Annotated in this window: 17 protein-coding genes; 8 read left to right on the top strand and 9 right to left on the bottom strand. The window is 48.4% G+C overall.

The window, feature by feature from the left end; all coding sequences use genetic code 11:
- The first annotated feature begins 90 nt into the window (after window positions 1-90).
- From K3G39_RS02440 to K3G39_RS02425, 4 genes are all read left to right on the top strand, one after another.
- Window positions 91-2,346, top strand: a complete 2,256-nt coding sequence (locus K3G39_RS02440) for an RND family transporter (protein ID WP_220624557.1) — start codon at window positions 91-93, stop codon at window positions 2,344-2,346.
- A 60-nt stretch (window positions 2,347-2,406) separates the two neighbouring features.
- Window positions 2,407-2,991, top strand: a complete 585-nt coding sequence (locus K3G39_RS02435) for a hypothetical protein (protein ID WP_220624556.1) — start codon at window positions 2,407-2,409, stop codon at window positions 2,989-2,991.
- 162 nt (window positions 2,992-3,153) lie between these two features.
- Window positions 3,154-5,094, top strand: coding sequence for an AAA domain-containing protein (locus K3G39_RS02430; protein ID WP_220624555.1), 1,941 nt, complete (start codon window positions 3,154-3,156; stop codon window positions 5,092-5,094).
- A 123-nt stretch (window positions 5,095-5,217) separates the two neighbouring features.
- The gene (locus K3G39_RS02425) at window positions 5,218-5,733 is read left to right on the top strand and encodes a peptidylprolyl isomerase (protein ID WP_220624554.1); all 516 of its coding nucleotides are present in this window, start codon (window positions 5,218-5,220) and stop codon (window positions 5,731-5,733) included.
- A 94-nt stretch (window positions 5,734-5,827) separates the two neighbouring features.
- Here K3G39_RS02425 and K3G39_RS02420 read toward each other — a convergent pair.
- Window positions 5,828-7,092, bottom strand: a protein-coding gene (locus K3G39_RS02420) for an IS3 family transposase (RefSeq protein ID WP_370627176.1) whose coding sequence is annotated in 2 segments (ribosomal slippage) — window positions 5,828-6,744 and window positions 6,744-7,092 — 1,266 coding nt in all. Because the reading frame shifts where the segments join, the coding sequence is not laid out codon by codon here.
- Window positions 7,093-7,301: 209 nt separating this feature from the next.
- On the bottom strand, window positions 7,302-7,889 hold the full coding sequence (locus K3G39_RS02415; protein WP_220624552.1) for an ACP phosphodiesterase: 588 nt from the start codon (window positions 7,887-7,889) through the stop codon (window positions 7,302-7,304).
- Window positions 7,890-8,025: 136 nt separating this feature from the next.
- On the opposite strand from K3G39_RS02415, the gene K3G39_RS02410 reads away from it, so the two are divergent.
- Together K3G39_RS02410 and K3G39_RS02405 are read left to right on the top strand one after the other, a co-directional pair.
- Entirely contained in the window at window positions 8,026-8,520 is a 495-nt protein-coding gene (locus K3G39_RS02410; protein ID WP_220624551.1) for a pyridoxamine 5'-phosphate oxidase family protein, read from the top strand.
- A 118-nt stretch (window positions 8,521-8,638) separates the two neighbouring features.
- Window positions 8,639-9,379: a spheroidene monooxygenase gene (locus K3G39_RS02405; protein ID WP_220624550.1), complete on the top strand. Its 741-nt coding sequence runs from the start codon at window positions 8,639-8,641 to the stop codon at window positions 9,377-9,379.
- 1 nt (window position 9,380) lies between these two features.
- Here the strand turns inward: K3G39_RS02405 and K3G39_RS02400 are convergent, their stop codons facing one another.
- Together K3G39_RS02400 and K3G39_RS02395 are read right to left on the bottom strand one after the other, a co-directional pair.
- Window positions 9,381-10,076, bottom strand: coding sequence for a DUF1003 domain-containing protein (locus K3G39_RS02400; protein ID WP_220624549.1), 696 nt, complete (start codon window positions 10,074-10,076; stop codon window positions 9,381-9,383).
- Window positions 10,073-10,723 (bottom strand): DsbA family protein, encoded by a 651-nt coding sequence (locus tag K3G39_RS02395; protein WP_220624548.1) that lies wholly within the window; start codon window positions 10,721-10,723, stop codon window positions 10,073-10,075. Before K3G39_RS02395 ends, K3G39_RS02400 begins: the two co-directional genes overlap by 4 nt.
- 310 nt (window positions 10,724-11,033) lie before the next feature.
- On the opposite strand from K3G39_RS02395, the gene leuS reads away from it, so the two are divergent.
- A complete protein-coding gene (leuS, locus tag K3G39_RS02390; protein WP_220624547.1) occupies window positions 11,034-13,805 on the top strand; it encodes a leucine--tRNA ligase in 2,772 nt (923 codons plus the stop codon).
- A 300-nt stretch (window positions 13,806-14,105) separates the two neighbouring features.
- On the opposite strand, the gene K3G39_RS02385 is transcribed toward leuS, so the two are convergent.
- The 4 genes from K3G39_RS02385 to ispG form a co-directional block, all read right to left on the bottom strand.
- A complete protein-coding gene (locus K3G39_RS02385; RefSeq protein WP_220624546.1) occupies window positions 14,106-14,612 on the bottom strand; it encodes a MarR family winged helix-turn-helix transcriptional regulator in 507 nt (168 codons plus the stop codon).
- Window positions 14,613-14,875: 263 nt separating this feature from the next.
- Window positions 14,876-15,220, bottom strand: coding sequence for an MmcQ/YjbR family DNA-binding protein (locus tag K3G39_RS02380; RefSeq protein WP_220624545.1), 345 nt, complete (start codon window positions 15,218-15,220; stop codon window positions 14,876-14,878).
- Window positions 15,221-15,230: 10 nt separating this feature from the next.
- Complete coding sequence (locus K3G39_RS02375; protein WP_220624544.1) at window positions 15,231-15,395, bottom strand: DUF6728 family protein; 165 nt, start codon at window positions 15,393-15,395, stop codon at window positions 15,231-15,233.
- Between the two features lie 101 nt (window positions 15,396-15,496).
- Window positions 15,497-17,470 (bottom strand): (E)-4-hydroxy-3-methylbut-2-enyl-diphosphate synthase, encoded by a 1,974-nt coding sequence (gene ispG, locus K3G39_RS02370; RefSeq protein WP_220624543.1) that lies wholly within the window; start codon window positions 17,468-17,470, stop codon window positions 15,497-15,499.
- Window positions 17,471-17,768: 298 nt separating this feature from the next.
- On the opposite strand from ispG, the gene K3G39_RS02365 reads away from it, so the two are divergent.
- Window positions 17,769-18,131 carry a hypothetical protein gene (locus K3G39_RS02365; RefSeq protein WP_255593790.1) on the top strand — a complete coding sequence of 121 codons (363 nt, stop codon included), beginning with the start codon at window positions 17,769-17,771 and terminating at the stop codon, window positions 18,129-18,131.
- A 52-nt stretch (window positions 18,132-18,183) separates the two neighbouring features.
- Here K3G39_RS02365 and K3G39_RS02360 read toward each other — a convergent pair whose 3' ends face one another.
- Window positions 18,184-20,376 carry a glutamine synthetase III gene (locus K3G39_RS02360; RefSeq protein ID WP_220624541.1) on the bottom strand — a complete coding sequence of 731 codons (2,193 nt, stop codon included), beginning with the start codon at window positions 20,374-20,376 and terminating at the stop codon, window positions 18,184-18,186.
- Window positions 20,377-20,524 lie beyond the last annotated feature (148 nt).

Here is a 20,524-nt window from a genome sequence, read left to right as displayed (position 1 = left end):
TTTAAACAGAAATCAACCCTTTGTTGTTAGTTGAGTAAATATACACGTTCTACCCAAACACCAAAATGATCATCATCATTTTTTAATCCCTTGAGCCACAGAACCAGCAGTTTAATTGCCCTGACCGTTATTGCGATCCTGACGGCACTCAGCGTCTTCTACGCCTCCCGTTTACGTTTCGATTACAACTTCGACAACTTTTTCCCGAAAGGTGATCCGGATCTGGCCTACTACTTCAGCTACCGCGACAAGTTCGGCAACGATAATGATTACTTACTGATCGGACTCGACAATGGCGGCAGTCTGTTCGATCAGCAATTTCTTCAGAAAGTCGATACCCTGACACGCTTCATGCAGCAACAGCCGCATGTGGAGTCGGTGCTCTCTCCTACTACTGTTAAAAGTCCGGTCATCGAGCAGTTCGGCTACTTCCAGATCCCATACCTGCACCCCGACGAGCCTGAGCGCTATACCCAGGACTCTACACTGATCTACCAGAGCCGTGAGTTGGTAGGCACACTGTTCTCAGAGGACGCAACGGCCGTTTCGCTCTTCGTGCAGACCAGCGACAACCTGGCAAAAGAGCCTGGAGATTCTCTGATTGCTACCCTAAATAGCGAGATTGAGCGGCTGGGGCTGCAGGAGCATCATGTGGCTGGAAAGGTATTGGCGCAGTCTGTCTTTATTGAAAAGATGAAGATCGAGCTGGGCATTTTTATGTCGGCTTCAATCCTTTTGGTTATCTTATTTCTCTGGATAGCTTTCCGGACAGCCTGGGGGGTGCTGGTGCCTTTGGTGGTCGTGCTTCTTTCCGTGCTTTGGAGTCTCGGGGTGATGGGGCTATTCAACAAGCCTATCGATGTGATGACTGTGCTATTGCCGACCATCATGTTCGTGGTGGGTATGTCGGATGTCATACACATTATGTCGCGCTACATTACCGAGATCGGGCAGGGAGTTACTAAGGTGCAGGCGTTGCGGGTCACGATTCGGGAAGTAGGTATGGCTACCCTGCTAACCTCCCTCACCACCAGCGTCGGCTTCCTGACTTTACTCACCACTTCTATTGTGCCCATTCAGGAGTTCGGGCTATTTACTGCCATAGGAATTGCACTGGCCTTTGTGCTCGCCTTCACTTTGCTGCCTGCTATTTTGCTATTGACCAAACGGCCAAACCCGCGCGCTGCCCGGCGTACAGATTTATCCTGGCCAGTGCTGATGCGACGCGTCTATACATTCGTACTACGCAAGCCATATCCGATTCTATATACCAGTATAGGTATAGTCCTAGTTTCTCTGATCGGCATTAGTATGATCAGAGTCGATACGACCATGCTGGAAGACCTCGGTGACGACGATCCGATCATCAGGGACTTCCAGTACTTTGAGGAAAAGTTTTCCGGCGTGCGTCCGTTTGAGCTGCACCTGATCGCTGGCCCCGGCAAAACCATGTATGACCTGGAGGTGATGCAGGAAATCGATCAACTCGAAACTTACCTTTACCAGACATACGGCCTCAACTTCATCACCTCTCCTGCTACAGTGGTTCGCGCCATACACCGAGCCCAGAATGGTGGTTTGCCAGATTACTATACCTTGCCTGCCAACGAGCGGGAGATGCAACAGGTACAGCGGCGGCTGGCGGCTTTCAGCAAACGAAGCGAGCTGCGAGCAGTCGTGACGGCTGACAAGCAGGAAGGCAGGTTGGCTGGCAAAATGTCCGATGTAGGCAGTGTGCGGGCGGGTGAACTCAATGACTCGCTGGAGGCTTTTATCGGAAAACACATCAACCCCGAACTACTGCAGACGCGCATCACCGGTAGTGCCGTCATGCTCGACAAAAACAACGATTATGTAGTCAGTAACATGCTGCAGGGTTTACTGATTGCCTTTTTGGTGGTGGCCTTACTGGTGGGGCTTATCTTCCGCTCGTTGCGCATGGTGCTGATCTCGCTCGTGCCCAACATTATCCCTTTGCTGATGATAGGCGGCATCATGGGCTTCCTGGGCATTAAGATGACAGTTTCTATCTCCATCATTTTCACTATCGCTTTTGGTATTGCCGTGGATGACACGATTCACTTTCTGGGCAAACTTAAAGTGGAGTTGCGCAAGGGCAAGTCGCTGCCTTATGCCATTAAAAGCACTTTTATTTCAACAGGTAAAGCCATCATTATTACCTCCTGTATCCTGGTTGCCGGTTTCATGACATTGGTGCTGTCTACTTTCGATGCCACTTTTTATGTAGGAGTTTTTGTAAGTCTCACACTAGTTTTTGCTGTGGTGGCAGACCTCTTGCTTTTGCCCTTGCTGATCCTTTATTTTTACAGGCCAAAGAAAAAATAATTTGCGCCTAATCCAATAAGGATGGCCATATTTGCGTGATAGAGTAAAGCATTCCTTTTTATGATGATGAAGAAACTACTGGCTATTTGTATTTGCTGCCTTTGGTTTGTGGGCGCGCAGGCACAGGAACAAGCAACACCACAAGAAGACAAGCTCAACCGTCTGATGGGCGAGCGTGAACAGCTGATTCTGGAGTACCAGTATTACAGCCAGCAAAACAGCAATTTCTGGGGCAAGCAATCCAAAAAGGACCTGCTCAACATCATCGATACCCTCAAAGAGATTATCCGCAAAGACTCTGAGCTTATCGCGGCCGTGAAAGAGGCCAGCGTGCGCAGGATCGCCGAGACTACCGTGGAGAGCCAGCGGGCCGGTAAAATGATTCAACAGGACGAGCGCCTGATCAACAACCAGATTACCGACCTTAAAGGGCAGATCAGTACGCTCGAGAGTCAGGCCAAAAAGCGGGAACGCGCCATTCTGGATTTAAAAGAGCAACTGAAAGCCACAGACGAGGTACGCTACGGTAAGGACCGTGTGATCGCCATTCTGGGAGGCGCCGCGTTCATCATGTTCCTTTATGCCATGTACCTGCAAATCAGGCTGAGCACCAGAAAATCTCCTAAAAAACGCAAGAAAGCGTAAGGACGTATAGCTGCCACAGGTACAAGAAACAGCCTGTTGCGGCGGAATTATTTATCGCACGCTTTTTGTTATAAAATGATGCCTTTACAGGTATAGATTAACAAGACAAAAGCAACGGAAAAGGCTGGCGCTACGTACCCAGCCTTTCTTTTTTAGATAAGCATGATCGATATTTTTGAAGAATTACGGCAGGTACAGGACCTGCTGAAAATTGAACAGGAAGAAGACCGGCAGCAGTACAAGCTGAAGGCACTCAAGAGCACGATTACGGAGCGCAAGGAAATGGGTCTTTGCTGGTATCCGGTCGTTATCTCTAAAGAAGAAATCGGCTTTGGTAACAAAGTAGTGATCGAACTGGAGCGTACCTCCGATCGCGACCAGCTGCACCTTTTCCAGCCCGGTAAAACAGCCTCTCTATTTACGAACAGCGGCGAAAAAGCCAGTCTGAGTGGCGTGGTGCTGGGCGTTAAACGCAACAAAGTCATTTTGGCTACTAACAAAGAGGACTTGCCTGATTGGGTGGGCCTCGGGCGTATGGGCGTTGAGCTGACTTTCGATGAGATCAGCTACCGCGAAATGGAGATCGCCTTGAAGAAGGTGCAGGAAGCGAAGGGTACACGTCTGGCTGAACTCCGCGACATCATGCTAGGTATAAAACCTGCCACTTTCTCAGATCAAAAGCTGGAGGAGAATCAAGTTCTGAACGAATCGCAGAATGAAGCGGTGCAGAAAATTTCGCAGGCAAAGGATGTGGCCATCATCCACGGACCTCCGGGCACAGGCAAGACTACCACGCTGGTGCAGGCCATCCTCCATACCTTAAAATCGCAGAAGCGATTGCTGGTAACGGCTCCTTCCAACACAGCCGTTGACCTTTTAACAGAAAAGTTGGCGAATGAAGGCGTGAACGTGATCCGCATTGGCAATCCGTCGCGTGTGTCAGATGTACTACTAGAGCATACGTTGGACGCGCAGGTGATGGCGCACCGGGCTTACAAAGACCTCAAAAACCTGCGAAAGACTGCCGAAGAGTACAAGCGCATGGCCTACCAGTTCAAGCGCAAGTTTGGACATCAGGAGCGGGCGCAGCGGCAGCTTTACAAAAACGAGAGCCACCGCCTGCTCGACGAGGCCGACAACGTGGAGCATTACATCACCGACGACCTGCTCGATAACGTGCAGGTGATCACCTGTACCTTGGTGGGCGCAGCGAACAAAGCCATCCGCCACCTGACCTACGACACGGTGTTCATTGACGAAGCAGCCCAAGCCCTTGAACCAGCATGCTGGATTCCGATCAGCCGTACGAACCGTGTCGTGCTGGCCGGTGACCACTGCCAGTTACCCCCTACCATCAAATCCTTGGATGCTGACAAAGGCGGACTGAGTGTGACCTTGTTTGAGAAGTGCATCAATCGTCAGCCGGATGTTTCGGTGATGCTGAAAACGCAGTATCGTATGCACCACCATATCATGCAGTTCTCGAACCAGCAATTCTACGGCGGCGAACTGGTGGCCCATGAAAGCGTGCACAGCGCCGAACTGCACGGCTATAGCACCGTCTTCGCACCTGATATGCCTGTGGAGTTTATCGATACGGCTGGTTGCGGGTATAACGAAGCTGAGATGCCGGAGACGCTGAGTTCCGCCAATCCGGAGGAAGCAGACCTGCTGATCAATCACTTAACAAACCTTTTGAAAGACTACGACGAGGAGGGGGAAGTAGCGCCGCTGAAGATCGGGGTGATTGCGCCTTACCGCGCTCAGATCAACTACCTGCAGGACAAAGTGGAGCATACGCCGCGTCTGCACGAGCTGCACCAAAAGCGCCAGTTGAGCATTGGTACCGTAGACAGTTTTCAGGGGCAGGAGCGCGACATTATCTGCATGAGTCTGGTGCGCAGCAACGAACGCGGGGAAATCGGATTCCTGGCAGATGAAAGACGTATGAACGTGGCCATGACCCGCGCCCGACGCAAGCTTATTTTGGTAGGCGACAGCGCCACCCTTTCGACCAATCCGTTTTTTGCAGAGCTGATCGCTTATGTAGAAAGCATCGGTGCTTATAAAAGTGCCTGGGAGTTAACTGAGAGTCTGCCTTAGCGTAGGTATAAGTTTATAATTTATTTTATTCATCATCAGAGAGTCGTTCAAATAAAACTGGAGGGGTTATGCATCTCCGGTTAATCTTTTTACCTTTCTGATACCAAACCAAAACACACAATTATGAAAATTGAGAAAAACAGAGTGGTGACGCTCTCTTACGAACTTCGTATTCAAAACGAAAGTGGTGAGCAAACCCTCGTTGAAACTGCCAATAACGAAAATCCAATGGTATTCATATACGGCATGAGCGGCCTACCAGATCAGTTCGAGGAGAACCTGGATGGCAAGAGCGCTGGTGACGAGTTTGACTTTAAACTAGATTCAGAAGCCGGTTACGGAGAGTTCGATCAGAATGCAGTAGTTGAGTTGCCTATGAGTGTTTTTGAAGTTGAAGGCGGTATACCTGAGAACATGCTGGAAATAGGCAACTTTATTCCGATGGCGGACAGCGAAGGTAACCAGCTGCAGGGACGTGTAGCCGAAGTGAAAGAAAATGCGATTGTAATGGACTTCAACCACCCGCTTGCCGGCAAGGAGCTATACTTCAAAGGCAAAGTAGAAAAAGTGCGTGAAGCAACATCCGAAGAGCTGGACCACGGCCACGTACACGGCGAAGGTGGTGTGCATCATCATTAATTCTCTTTAGCTAAAGAAGTTTTGACAAAAGACTTGAATTTATCTAAGTGTCTCGTCCTGATATAAGTTGACGGGTTTGAGACGAAGTTACTTTTTAATTTGAGACCTCCAATACTTCGGTGTTGGAGGTTTTCTTTTTCCACTGTATTACTTTTAGCTTCTCCTGCCGGTGCATCTGCTCTGGGGTCAGGTAATGGCATGAGAGATGAGGCCTTTGGCGGTTATAGATGCCCACCGACTCCCGGATCACCGCCACTGCCTCCAGGTGGTGGGCAAAGCCCCGCTCCAGGGCAAACTCGTCCTTGAGGATGCCGTTGACCCGCTCGGCCACCGCGTTCTGGTAAGGGTCGTACTTTTGAGTCATGCTCGGCCTTATCTGCGCTGCGGTCAGCAGCTGCTGGTACTCCTCTGAGCAGTAGGGCAGCCCGCGGTCCGAATGGTGGATCAGGTTAAACTGGTACCTGTTCTGGCCCACGGCCATCTTCAAGGCCTGCAGAGGCCCCTCCGCCCGCAGGTCCTCGGAGAGGTGGTAGCCCATGATCTTCTTAGAGTAGGCATCAGTGACCAGCGAAAGGTAGCTGTGGCCTTCCCGGGTGGGGATGTAGGTGATGTCTGCCGCCCACACCTGCTCAGGGCGCTCTATTTTGAGCCCCTCCACCAGGTTTTTGTGCTTTTTCATCCAGTGCTTTGAATTAGTCGTTTTATGGTAGCTCTTGCGAGGCTTGATCAGCAGGCCTCTTTCTCTTAGAATCGCAAAGAGCTTGTCTCGTCCCACCTCGAGCTGCTCCTGCAAGAGATAGTAGAGCTTACGGGTGCCCAGGCGCGGCATCTGCAGCCGGATCTGCTCTACCAGCTCCACTGCCCGGTCGGCCAGCTCCTTTTGTTCCAGGGCCCTTGCCTGCCGCTGATAATAAGCTTGCCGGCTATGGCCAAGCAGTCTGCAGGCCACAGAAAGGCTTAGTTGCCCTTCCCGGCGGAGGAGTTCGAGGGCCACTCCAGCGGCTTTTTTAGGATCTGGATCCCCATCTGGCCCTCGGCCACGTCAATAATGGTATCCAGTAGTTTGGCCTTAAGTTCGGCTTCTTTCAGTTGCCTTTGCGTGGCAGCCAACTGGGACTCGAGTTCTTTGATGCGTTGGTTGGGTGTCTGGGACATAGCGCTTGTGTTGAGGTTCCAAGATAGCCTGCCATGCTTACGCAGCCAAACCAGCAAGGTACTTTTGCCCTGGATGCCGTACTTTTTCTGGGCTTGTTTGTAGGTCAGATCTCCCCGCTCTACCTCGGCTACTACAGCCAATTTAAAGCCCAAGGTATAGTCGCATTGGGTACGCTTGCCTTTTTTCTTTGGCGCTTTTTCCATATAAGGTTGATTTTGCTGTCAACCTATGCTAGGACGCGACAAGGTATAACAAAAAAGGAACCGCTATACCTGCGGCTCCTTTTTTGTTTAGGTATAGATCACCATTGTGTGTACCGGGTATATCTCAACGAATTGCGCTCTATACCTGACAATCAATGGATACCCGAAAAAGTACTGTGTTTTTTGTTAAATCTTTTTTTGGCAAGAAATCAGCTCAGCTCCGGCAGCACCTTCTCTACATAGGCGATCAACTCCGGAAAGAACAGCAAGAAATCTGCGTCATACAAGCTATAGTTCGCCAGCAACTCCTCTCCCGCCCTTTCCATTCCGGATTCAAACGAAGTGCGTCGGCTCAGTCCACCCAAAGCCTGGGCTATACCTGACACTTCTGCATATGAGAGAAGCCAGTTCTGGCGCATCATATAGGGGAAAAAATACTGCACCCGCTCCGGCAAGTTCGGCAATTGCTGGTTGATCAAGGTATAGACACGGGAGGTATAGGCTTCCAAAGGTTCAGTAGAAAATTCCTTAAATCTCTTGGCCAGAAAATGGTCAAAGTACAGGTCGGCCACGACTGGAGCATATTTGCGGAAGTGCGGGCGCAGGCGTGCTTTGGTTTCACTGACCACCGGGTGGGTGTCGGTATAGGTGTCGATTAACCGATGCAGTTTAATGCCTCTAGCTATACCTTCGGGGTATTGCTCCAATTGTTTTCCCTTTACGGCATCCGCAATAAAATTACCTATCAGGAGCGCATCATCGTCGCCAGACAGAAAGATATGGGCCAGGTAGTTCAAATCAGTTCAGCGTGATTACGTAATTGTTTAAACATCTTGCTTGATGCTGGGTTGTAAGGAGGTAGGACAAAAGCTAACAAACTCTTTGACGAAAGCAGCCGTACTCAAATACAAATCCAATTTACAACATATCACTATGAATAACGAACAAAAAGAGAATCTGAATAAGCTGATAGAACTGATAAAGGACATTGACTTCACCATGATGACGACCATTGATGACGACGGTAGTCTGAGAAGTCGCCCCATGAGCACTCAAAAAATAAGTGAAGATGGGGTGATGTGGTTTTTTACAGGGTATGAGTCAGGCAAGTCCCAGGAGATCGTGCACGAATCCCATGTTAACCTAAGCTATTCGAAGCCATCAGACAATGTGTATGTTTCGATTTCGGGAAAAGCGAAACTAAGTAAGGAAAGAGCCAAGATTGAAGAGCTCTGGTCACCGGAATTGAAAGCCTGGTTCAAGGATGGAAAAGATGACCCAAATATCGGTTTGATCCGAGTGGATATTGAAAAGGCAGAATACTGGGACTCCCCCAATAGCGCTGTCACGCACCTGATCGGATTTGTTAAATCAACTTTATCTGGCGAGAGCTACGAACCGGGCGAAAATAAAAAGATTAATCTGTAGGTATAGCGTTAGGTTATAAACTACCGGAAGCACCTGCCAAACATTTCGGTTCGGCAGGTGTTTTTAGTTTAATCGTTTTGTAAATTGCATTTATACTTACCCTTTAATACCGAATCACTTGCGACGAATTCCCCCACAGTCTGACCGGCTTACCACCCTGACACTTTTCGGTTTTCGGAAAGGCCACATCCGTTGGGGTCTTGCCCAAATGGGTACAAAAGGTGAAGCATTAAATAACATTCCCGGATTGCTGTTTTACAAATTGCTCGGCAGTGGCCAGGGCAAGGGCTTCAGCATCAAGCCAAATTTCAGAAGGTATGGGTTGATGTGTACCTGGGAGAGCGAAGAAGCTGCCGACGAGTTTTTGGAGCGTTCTGAGCTGATGCTAGAGTACAGGCTGCATGCTTCTGAAATCTGGACAGTAAAACTATTGCCCACACAAGCACATGGCCTCTGGGACGGAATCCAGCCTTTTACGCCACAATTAACTGAAAAGCAACCCGATGGTCCGGTAGCAGTACTAACCCGGGCCTCTATCAACTGGCGGGCGCTACCGCAGTTCTGGCGCTTTACCCCACAGGTAAGCAAAGCCTTGGAAGAAGCTAAAGGACTGATCTGTTCTATCGGACTAGGGGAACTGCCGCTCATCCGGCAGGCTACTTTCAGTGTATGGGAATCGATGGAAGCCATGAAAGCCTATGCGTACCAGGGGGATCTGCATAAAGAAGTGATCAGGCGTACGCGGGCTGAGAAATGGTACAGCGAAGAGCTTTTTGCCCGCTTTATACCTGTCGAAAGTCATGGCCTGTGGAACGGGGCCGATCCATTAGCCAGGGTTGTCAGCAAAACGTTGAGTTAAGTTATTTTCTGGATCTTTTCAGAATATCTTCCATCAGATCAATCTGAATTTCCTGTATCTCAAGTAAGCGCTGGTTCTGGTGCACGATCAAATGGTCGATCTTTTCATGCAATAGACGAATCTCCAGTTCGGCCTTCAGGTTTACTTTGTAATCATATTCGGAGCGCTGCCGGTCTTTTGCCTCTTTCCGGTTTTGCGACATCATGATGATGGGCGCCTGTATGGCTGCCAGACAGGACAGGATCAGGTTAAGTAAAATGAACGGATACGGATCAAAAGGACGTGTAGCCAGCAGGTATACGTTCACCAGCATCCAGACCAATATAAAGCCGAAAAAGGCTAAAATGAAGGTCCAGCTACCGCCAAAAGTGGCAATCCGGTCTGCCATCCGGTCACCGATAGGCAGGTTCTCCTGCAATTCCTCCTCTATGTTGGTAGAAAGCAGTTCGTTTTCCTGGATACTGTCGAGTACTTCTTTTTCAAGCTCTGAGATCTCTCCCAGTTCTTTTTCCAGCAACTGCTCCATATACCGCTTACGGTACAAGTTAAGATTTCCCACCGCCACATACGATTCATCGGTAAAATCGGGGTAGTCGGCTTGTATCAACTTAAAAATTGACCGACGGATAGTAGCCCCCAGTTCCAATTGGTTCAGCGGGAGTTTCCTTTTGGTCAGATGGCAGATGGCGGTTTTCAAGGGGTATTACCTTTTAGCGCTTCCTCTATTTTAGCTTTGAGGGCATCATACAAGCGGTAACCACGGCTAAGCAGGTTCAGATTGTGCCCGACGAGCAGGTATAGGCTTGGAAAAGCATTGGCCTGCAGGTGACGGGCAATCAGGAAATCCTGCCCGGTCTTCTCTTTCATTTCATCGGAATGAAACTTCTCCAGAAAAGTGTCTTCAGCTATACCTAGTCCCAGCGCTATTTCAGCCAGCACCTCAGCTTTGGCCACATCATTGTTACGGGCATAAAAAGCACGCTGTACTTCTTCGGCCATCTCCAGTTCTTTTTCTGGCTGAAGGTAGCGCATCGTCACGACAGCGCGGCAAGCCGGCTCGGTGTCATATACAAATTCATCCCGCTCAAAAAAACTGAAATCGAAGGCCTGTCCGGTTGCTTTCTCAACTTCCTGCCAATGTTGCTTTGTGGCGGCTTTCATCTCATCACTCATCGGCTCCGTCGTACCCGGCCTCAAACCGCCCAACACCAGCTTGAACTTCATTTTTCCTTCCTGTTCCTGCTTGAGCTGATGCAGCACCGGCGCAAATCCATAGCACCACGAACACATCGGGTCCATTACATAGATCAGGTGCGGTATATCCAACAGGTCGTATTTTTCCATCTTATTCTGTTTTGCTTCTAACTGCAAAGGTACTTTATTGGTTGTTAAATGGCTAAATTGGCTGTATGGATAAATGGTTAAATTGTTAATGAAAGGTAGTAGGTATAGGTGAGTGCTGGTATTTGTATGGATTAGTCAGTAAGAATCAGTTACAGTGTATTATCACTAGCATAACTACTACCTGTTTATATCAAGCCTATAACTGTCGCACAACTTACTACCGCTAACAATCAGTAATCAACAATTTAACCATTTAGCAATTTAACGTATCTTAGCAGCTTGTTTAGATCAAGCGAATACACGATAAACTATGTCAGAGTATAATTTCAATCAGATTGAGAAGAAGTGGCAGCGTTACTGGGAAGAAAACCAGACTTTTAAGGCCACTGAAAACACCGATAAACCAAAATATTATGTGCTGGATATGTTCCCCTACCCTTCCGGTGCGGGTCTGCACGTAGGTCACCCACTCGGTTACATCGCTTCTGACATCGTGAGCCGCTTCAAACGCGCCAAAGGATTTAACGTGCTGCACCCGATGGGCTTCGACGCCTTTGGTCTGCCAGCTGAGCAATACGCCATTCAAACCGGTCAGCACCCGGCCATTACTACCGAACAAAACATTGGACGCTACATCGAACAGCTGAAGAATATCGGCTTCTCTTACGAATGGGAGCGCGAAGTGCGTACCTCCGACCCAAGCTACTACAAGTGGACGCAATGGATTTTCATGCAGTTGTTTAACAGCTACTATGATTACACAGCCGACAAAGCTGTATCCATTGACAAGCTGATTGCTGCATTTGAGGCAAACGGAAATGCAGGAATAAATGCCGCCTGTGATGAAGATACGCCTGTTTTTGCTGCCGGTGATTGGAAAAATATGAACGAGCAGCAGAAATCGCAGCTGCTCCTGAAGTATAGACTGACCTATGTAGCCGATGCCGTAGTAAACTGGTGCCCTGCTCTGGGAACAGTACTGGCCAACGACGAAGTTGTGGGCGGAGTATCGGAGCGCGGTGGATACCCAGTGGAACGCAAGCTAATGCGGCAGTGGATGATGCGCATCACTGCTTATGCCGAGCGCCTGTTGCTGGGCCTCGACACCATTGACTGGCCTGAACCGGTAAAAGAAATGCAACGCAACTGGATTGGCAAGTCTGTAGGTGCCGAGCTTGATTTTGCAGTAGAGGGCGGCGCTTCTGAGAAGATCAAGGTCTTCACAACCCGCATCGATACCATTTACGGTGCTACGTTTGTCGTGCTGGCGCCGGAGCATGAACTGGTAAACGAAATCACTACGGATGCCCAGCGCGCAGAAGTAGCATCTTATGTAAACGTAGCCAAAAACCGTTCGGAGCGCGAGCGCATGACGGACGTAAAAACAGTAAGCGGTGTGTTTACAGGAGCCTATGCTATCAATCCGATTTCAGAAGAACGTGTGCCAATCTGGATCGCTGATTACGTGCTGGCCGGATATGGTACTGGCGCCGTAATGGCCGTTCCGGGGCATGATTCCCGCGATTACGCTTTTGCCAAACACTTCAATCTTCCGATTAAAGAAGTTGTAGCCGGCGGCAATCTAGAGGAAGAAGCTTACGCTGCCAAAGAAGGAAAAATCATCAACTCCGGTTTCCTGAACGGGCTGGAAGTGAAAGAAGCAATAAATGCAGGTATAGCCAAAGCCGAAGAACTGGGTGTTGGGAAGGGAAGAACGCAATACCGTATGCGCGATGCAGTGTTCAGCCGTCAGCGTTACTGGGGTGAGCCGGTGCCGGTTTACTTTAAAGAAGGTATACCGCACTTGCTGGACGAAAAAGAGCTGCCACTCGAGCTGCCTAAGATCGACGCCTACCTGCCAACCGAGACTGGTGAGCCACCGCTAGGCCGCGCCGTAGATTGGAAATACCAGGATCAGTGCGAGTATGAACTGAGCACAATGCCGGGTTGGGCAGGTTCCTCCTGGTACTGGTACCGCTACATGGACCCGCAAAACGACCAGGCCTTTGCCGACAAAGACAAAGTTGCCTATTGGCGCAATGTGGACCTGTACATGGGTGGTGCCGAGCATGCTACAGGTCACCTCCTCTACTCCCGCTTCTGGAACAAGTTTATGTTCGACCTGGGGCTGGTAGTTGAGCAGGAGCCGTTCAAAAAACTGATCAACCAAGGTATGATACAGGGGCGGTCTAACTTTGTTTACCGCTTGAAGGAGAGCAACACCTACGTATCTTATGGTCTGCATAAGCAATACGACACGACTCCCCTACATGTGGACGTGAACATAGTGGAGAATGATTTGCTGGATGTAGAGGCTTTCAAAGCCTGGAGACCAGAAAACGCCAACGCAGAGTTTGTTTTGGAAGATGGCAAATACATCTGCGGCGTGGAAGTTGAGAAGATGTCCAAATCGAAATATAATGTAGTAAACCCGGATATTATCGTGGAGCGGAACGGTGCCGATACCCTGCGCATGTATGAAATGTTCCTTGGTCCGCTGGAGCAGTTCAAGCCCTGGAACACTAACGGCATGGACGGCGTAACCAAGTTCCTGAAGCGATTCTGGAAACTATTCCACGACAACGATGGCAACTTTGTTGTATCCGACGAAATACCAACGGCTGCGGAATTGAAGACGCTACACAAAACGGTGAAGAAGGTGGAAGAAGACGTTGAGCGCTTCTCTTTTAATACTTCTGTTGCCACTTTCATGATCTGTGTAAACGAATTGACGGCCCTCAAGACAAACAAACGGGCTATTCTGGAGCCTTTGACTATTGCATTGGCTCCTTATGCGCCGCACATCGCTGAAGAACTTTGGGAAAAACTGGGCCACAACCAAAGCATTACCTTCGCCTCATTCCCGACCTGGGATGAAAAGTACCTGGTAGAAGATACATTTGAGTATCCGGTATCTGTGAATGGCAAGACACGCGGAAAGCTTGCTTTTGCTACTGATGCTCCACGGGAAGAGATGGAGAAAGCGGTGCTGGCCGACGAGCAGATTATGAAGTTTTTGGAAGGAAAAACACCAAAGAAAGTTATTATCGTCCCTAACAAAATCATCAACGTGGTGGTATAAGGAGTTCCATCTTACCACTAACTTTTCCAAAAGCCGCCCAGACCCCAAACCTGGCGGCTTTTGGTTTTTATACCTAGAAAAAACCTTCTATTAAGCTTAGGATTTTTTGATCACGCTACTCGATTATACCTTCTATACCTGACTTGTATTAAAAAATTTTCCCGTCATACGATAGCCTTTTGGCAAGTATCAGCTTTTAAAACGAGGCGGTGAGCTGCATTGAAAACACGCTTCTGGATAAGTTATAGCAAAAAAAAGGATAGCCTGTTGGGCTATCCTTGTCGTGTGGTTTTAAATCGCTTACACTGCTTCGTTAAGTTGAAGAGCGGGTATGAGTCGTTCCTCGGCACTTGCTATCGACTCCCTTGCTTTTGTCAGTAGGTTAGCCAAAGTAGTTGCTTCTTCCTCCGTTAGCCCCTGTAGCAGATTGTCAAGTTTGAATAAATCATTTCCAATTTGATCTAACAGACTAAAACCTTTGTCAGAGATCACAATGTTGACCAGTCGCTTATCAGAAATGTTACGCTCCACTTCTACCAGGCCTTTTGTTTTGAGCCGGCCGACCAAACGCGAGGTATCCGACATTTTGTCGAGCATGTTATTGCGCAACACCGAAGTGGACACAGGCTTGGGATAGTGTTCGCGTAAAATGCGAAGAATATTGTACTGCTGGCCGGTTACTTCATGTTTTTTAAAAAACTCTTCGTAGCTGTTTAGCAGTAAACTGTTTGTTATGATAATGTTCAGACTGGCATTTTGCCATTCGTTTCTGTAAGCAAATACGCCTACGTTGCGTTGAGATTGCATAGTGAGTTAGGGTGAATAGTTGCAAAATTGATCTTAATATACATATAAACTTTTATATCTGTTACAAATTTTGCGTCATCAATTTCACTCTAAAATATGCCCTTAAAATGTTTTAGGTAGGTTTAAACAGCAAACAGACACAAACAGGCAACCAGATTTATCCTATGTTATCATACAATGCGTTTTTGTGCCGGATTGTTATAACAGAAAGCAGATAATCGGCTTACAAAAGATTGTCTCTTTGTAGATTTTTAGAAAATAAATTATACCGGTTTTTGAGATTTAGGCAATTTCGCCACAACCAAGGTGTAGGAATCGTCGATCAATGATTTTAGAATATCAAGGGGTAAGCCAGCTTCAGGCAATACGGTGTTCCAATGTTGCTTGTTCATATGGTAGCCGGGTAGTACCTGTGGATACTGTTCTCGCAAAAGTATGGCTTGTTCAGGATCACACTTCAGCGCTATACCTTTCCCATATTCAGACAGACTGCAAAGAGCAAACATTTTCCCCTTCACCTTGAAAACAAGGGTGTCCTGGTCAAAAGGCATTTCCTCTGTAGTAGCCGGTTTCGCCAGACAGTAATCCCTGAAATCCTCGATATTCATGGTGGCTAACTTACCAATGCTTGATCACAAAGTAAACCATCGCAGCCAAAAACATCAGAATTGAGATTTTGTTGATGGTATGCATAGCCCGAAGATTAAAATTAGTCTTCCGGTTCGGGTCTTTTTTGCGAAAGAAGTAGGTCGCTACTTCTGAAAAATCAAATAATCCTTTCATGGTGCGGTAATTAATATTTTAGTAAATTTTCGGAAGGCATCTATACCTGCAGCTACGCTTTTAAGCAGCCTATCCCCAGTGTAAGAGCAGCAAGGATCCGATTAAGCCTCTAATTGCACAGGTTCAATCCACCTCGCATCCTCCCTTATCAATTCTATCAATTCGTCTACCGCTCTGTCAGCAGGAACTGATTTTTTGACTACTGTCTGGCCACGATACAGGGCTATTTTGTCTTTTCCGACACCCACATAACCGTAGTCTGCATCCGCCATCTCGCCAGGACCGTTCACAATGCAGCCCATAATGCCAATCTTCACACCTTTCAGGTGATCGGTTCTTTTACGGATCATGGCGGTTGTTTCCTGTAAATCGAACAAGGTGCGGCCGCAGCTTGGGCAACTGATGTACTCTGTTTTACTCATGCGGGTGCGGGCCGCCTGCAGAATACCGAAGCTCAGGTTATTCAGTTTCTCAATTGTGTTTAACCAAGCAACTTTCTCCTGCGCTGGCAGTAGCTCTGTGCCCAGCATAATGCCATCCCCGAGCCCGTCAATCAGTAAACCACCGACATCAGTAGAAGCGTATAACTGAACCTCATCTGGCGTTAAAGCTCCGTATGAGCGTTTGATAATGGCAGGCGTGCTGACATCGTTGTTCATCAGGCGGAAGAAACATTTGCGCAGTTCCGGCATGGCATGCTCATTGGAGGTATACAGCACCAGCACTACAGTAGGATCATTCTTCAAATGCTCCAGTAAATCGCTTGAAATACCATCGATATCTGTTTCTACAAAATTAAGTTTCGGGTGGAGTTGGGTGGCTTCCAGGTACTGCTTTGCAGTGAGCAAAGGATGGCGGTGTTCCTGGTCCTCTACTAGCTGCCAGGGCACATAGTTAATGATCTCTTTCAGCCCGTTGGGTAACATAAAATTGATTGGGCGATCACCTGTATAAATGTAATCGGCACCCAGATCGTTCATGTTAAACTTGTCCAGCAGCATAGAATATAAGTGGCCTACACTTTTCAGATCAGCATACTGTATATCGCGCAGTTGGCTCAGGTCAGCGAGCACACGCGGCACATTTAGGGCGCCGACATTCTCTATTTCTGCCGTTTCGCGGCGGTGGTATTGAAACGGATCAATCGGAATGTTGCAAATTGGCTTAATTGAACGTGCTTTTTCAGCCCGGTAGGTATAGCGATCGATGAGTGCTTTAGCCACAGGTACTTCCGCTTCAGGCGCCTCAGTCAGAGAAACGCGGACTGTATCGCCCAGACCGTCTTCCAGCAGCGTACCTATACCTACGGCAGACTTAATGCGACCGTCTTCGGCTTCACCGGCTTCTGTTACGCCCAGATGCAATGGGTATGGCTTTAGTCCTTCCTCTTCCAGTTTCTGCACCAACAGTCGGTAAGCCTGCACCATCACTTGCGTGTTGGATGCTTTCATCGAAATGACGACGTTATAATATTGCTCGTCTTCGCAGATGCGCAAAAACTCCAGCGCACTTTCCACCATACCTAGTGGTGTATCGCCATAGCGGCTCAGAATGCGGTCGGACAGTGAACCATGATTCGTTCCGATACGCATGGCTGTGCCGTGTTCTTTGCAAATACGAATCAGCGGAACAAAGCGCTCCCGGATACGGTCCAGCTCCGCCTGGTAGGTTTCGTCGTTATACTCAATTACCTCAAACTTCTTCTTATCGGCATAGTTTCCCGGGTTGATGCGGACTTTCTCCACGATGCGGGCAGCTACCTCGGCAGCGTTTGGCGTAAAATGAATATCGGCTACCAATGGCGCATTATAACCTCGTCGGCGCAATTCCGCCTTGATGTGACGCAGATTTTCAGCTTCCTTGATGCTGGGCGCCGTAATGCGGATGTATTCGCAACCCGCCTCGATCATCCGTATACACTGCTCTACAGAGCCAAGTGTGTCCATGGTGTCCACGGTCGTCATGGATTGCACACGGATCGGATGATGAGCACCCATCGGCACAGCGCCAATCTTTACTTCGATGGTTTCTCTGCGCTTATATTCAACCAGGCTGGTGCAATAGATTCTGTTCATATATATTTTAGGCCTACTTATGCCTACGCTAAAACTTCGTTCTCTTAACTTATTTCAGGCCTGCTTTGTTCAACAGGCATAATGCGTAAATTTAGCATCATTATTTTAAACAGCGGTAAGCGCGGCACGTTTTGTGCCAGCATTTGCATAACCTGTTCATTCCTAACCATTGCTGGGGTGTATCCAGGTATAGAAATTATCAGTATATTGTTGCAGGAGCATCCGGACTGGCAAGAATGCTGAGTGAAATTATGCGAACTTGTCCGGGGGTAAAATCAGATAGAAAGAAATGATACACATGAGCACCTATATACCTAAAAACGCTGACGAAAAGCTTCGCTCTCTTTTACATTGGGGAAAACTGCGTCAGGAACAGGTAAGCGAAGCCTTCCTGATCACCAAAGATACTGTACTAGGCTTTCTGAAGCGACAGATTGAGCGTGGCAATTGGCGTGGTGTGCTCGAGGTGCTGAAAGGAAAACCCATGACACAGGCTGGCAGGTATATACTTGGCGAATTACGAAGCAAAGCTGTCAGGAAACTCATTATGAGCATGGGCCTAAGACCCGTCATAGCAACTGCTCTGGTGATTGTGCTTTTGCCGATCATTCTGGCCAAGGTAACCGGTGAAGTGATCGGCTGGATCAGAAATCACAGCTAAATAAAAAAGAGCACCTTTAACGGGTGCTCTTTTTTATTATAGTCAAATCAGATTAGCGTCTGAACATCAGCTCGCGATACTTCACCAATGGCCAATCCTCGTCGTCAACCATCAGTTCCAGTTTATCTACACTCGTACGGATGGCTTCAAAATAAGGCATTACTTCCTCATTGTAGTAAATTGCCTTCTCGCGTACATTTTCGATCTTATTAGCCACCTTACGATGCTGGATCATGTCAACGGCATTGGTCTGAATCGATTTGATATGGCGTGAAATTCGCTTGATCGAGTCCAAAGTAGATTCAGTGTACTCATCCTCCAATCCCAGGTCCTTCAGGCCACGGATATTCTGGATCAGTTTGTTCTGATAAGCCACAGCAGTAGGTATAACATGGTTGAAGGCAAGGTCACCCATAACACGTGACTCAATCTGAATCTTCTTGATGTATTCTTCCAACAGGATTTCGTGTCTTGCGTGCAGCTCTATTCTTGAGAAAATGCCGTGGCGCGTAAACAGTTCCTGTACTTCCTCGCGGTGGTATACATCCAAAGCGCGCGGTGTAGACTTGATGTTCGAAAGACCACGTATCGCAGCCTCTTCTTCCCACTCTTTTGAGTAGCCGTTCCCCTCGAAGCGGATTGCTTTGGAGGCAGCCACATACTCGCGTAGCACCTGAATGATTGCCAGTTCTTTTTTCATGCCTTTGTTATCGATCAGATGGTCGACTGCCACACGGAAATCGATTAACTGGTCAGCTACGATGGTGTTAAGCACGGTGATAGAAGAAGAACTGTTGGCTGAAGAACCCACAGCACGGAATTCAAACTTATTGCCCGTAAAGGCGAAAGGTGAGGTACGGTTACGGTCAGTGTTGTCGCGTAGGATTTCAGGGATCTTGTCTATACCTAGTTTGAGGTACATGTTGTCACCTTTTTCCATTGGCACCTTGGCCGTACGCTCCAGTTCTTCTAAAACCGCTGTCAGTTGCTGGCCTACAAAAACCGACATGATAGCCGGCGGCGCTTCGTTGGCACCCAATCGGTGGTCGTTGCTGGCAGAGGCGATGCTGGCACGCAGCAGGTCGGCGTGCTTGTGTACGGCCATCACAGTGTTCACAAAGAAAGTCAGGAACTGCAGATTCTCTTTTGGCCGCTTGCCCGGCGACAGCAGGTTAACGCCAGTGTTGGTGCTCAAGGCCCAGTTATTGTGTTTTCCGCTGCCGTTTACACCTTTATAAGGTTTTTCGTGAAGTAGCACTTTAAGGCCGTGGCGTTCTGCCACACGGTCCATAATGTCCATCAGGAGCTGGTTGTGGTCCACAGCTAGGTTAGCGTCCTCATACGTAGGAGCACATTCAAACTGGTTGGGGGCTACTTCGTTGTGGCGGGTGCGCAAAGGTATACCCAGTTTCAGGGCCGTCTTTTCGAAGTCGACCATAAATGAATGCACGCGGCTAGGTATAGAACCAAAATAGTGGTCTTCGAGCTGCTGGCCTTTGGCAGGTGCATGTCCGAAAAGTGTACGGCCTGTCATGGCCAGATCAGGGCGGGCTTCGTACAGGGCGCGATCAACCAGGAAATACTCTTGCTCTATACCAAGCGTCGTGTTCACCTTCACCACATCTTTATCAAAATACTGGCAAACAGGAACGGCGGCCTGGTTAAGCAGGTGCAGCGACTTCAGCAGTGGAGTTTTGTAGTCGAGCGCCTCACCAGTATAGGAAACGAAAATAGTAGGTATACAAAGTGTGCGGGTACCGGCATTTTCGATCAGGAAGGCTGGCGATGACGGATCCCAGGCGCTGTAACCACGTGCCTCAAATGTATTGCGTATACCTCCACTCGGGAATGAAGAGGCATCAGGCTCCTGCTGCACCAGGGCACTTCCTTTAAAGCTCTCGATCGGATCACCTTCACTGGTCAGGTCGAAGAATGAGTCGTGTTTTTCGGCTGTTGAGCCTGTCAGTGGCTGGAACCAGTGCGTATAGTGTGTTGCCCCCTTGCTCATAGCCCATGTTTTCATGGCAGCAGCCACGGCATCAGCAAGATTACGGTCTACTTTTTCGCCCGCATCTATTGTTGCACAGAGTCTTTTAAAATTCTCGGTGGACATGGTGGCACGTAGAGCCGAAAAGCCAAACACGTTTACACCGAAGTACTCTGAGATTTTGCTGGGTGGTAGAACTACCTCTACCGGTTTGCGCTGACTTACCAGTTCGAGCGCCTTGAAACGAAGAATTGCCATGGGTTAAGGAGGTTAGGGTCTAAATTCTGACCAAAGGTAAAGACAAAATCAATTGCTTGTATGCAACAGGGTATAAAATTTAGGGGGGTATTTCAAATATTTATACTTTTTTACCTGTACACCCCTTTGATTCACAGGGGGTGTTTTA

This window comes from Pontibacter sp. HSC-14F20 (assembly GCF_019599265.1).
Classification (GTDB): domain Bacteria; phylum Bacteroidota; class Bacteroidia; order Cytophagales; family Hymenobacteraceae; genus Pontibacter.
This window is presented reverse-complemented; position numbering and strand designations above follow the sequence as displayed.

What these genes read in the sequence shown, in the direction of transcription:
- K3G39_RS02435 (WP_220624556.1), top strand. Translation starts at nt 2,407, where the DNA reads ATGATGATGAAGAAACTACTGGCTATTTGTATTTGCTGCCTTTGGTTT.
- K3G39_RS02430 (WP_220624555.1), top strand. Translation starts at nt 3,154, where the DNA reads ATGATCGATATTTTTGAAGAATTACGGCAGGTACAGGACCTGCTGAAA.
- K3G39_RS02425 (WP_220624554.1), top strand. Translation starts at nt 5,218, where the DNA reads ATGAAAATTGAGAAAAACAGAGTGGTGACGCTCTCTTACGAACTTCGT.
- K3G39_RS02410 (WP_220624551.1), top strand. Translation starts at nt 8,026, where the DNA reads ATGAATAACGAACAAAAAGAGAATCTGAATAAGCTGATAGAACTGATA.
- K3G39_RS02395 (WP_220624548.1), bottom strand. Translation starts at nt 10,723, where the DNA reads ATGGAAAAATACGACCTGTTGGATATACCGCACCTGATCTATGTAATG.
- leuS (WP_220624547.1), top strand. Translation starts at nt 11,034, where the DNA reads ATGTCAGAGTATAATTTCAATCAGATTGAGAAGAAGTGGCAGCGTTAC.
- K3G39_RS02385 (WP_220624546.1), bottom strand. Translation starts at nt 14,612, where the DNA reads ATGCAATCTCAACGCAACGTAGGCGTATTTGCTTACAGAAACGAATGG.
- K3G39_RS02380 (WP_220624545.1), bottom strand. Translation starts at nt 15,220, where the DNA reads ATGAATATCGAGGATTTCAGGGATTACTGTCTGGCGAAACCGGCTACT.
- K3G39_RS02375 (WP_220624544.1), bottom strand. Translation starts at nt 15,395, where the DNA reads ATGAAAGGATTATTTGATTTTTCAGAAGTAGCGACCTACTTCTTTCGC.
- ispG (WP_220624543.1), bottom strand. Translation starts at nt 17,470, where the DNA reads ATGAACAGAATCTATTGCACCAGCCTGGTTGAATATAAGCGCAGAGAA.
- K3G39_RS02365 (WP_255593790.1), top strand. Translation starts at nt 17,769, where the DNA reads ATGAGCACCTATATACCTAAAAACGCTGACGAAAAGCTTCGCTCTCTT.
- K3G39_RS02360 (WP_220624541.1), bottom strand. Translation starts at nt 20,376, where the DNA reads ATGGCAATTCTTCGTTTCAAGGCGCTCGAACTGGTAAGTCAGCGCAAA.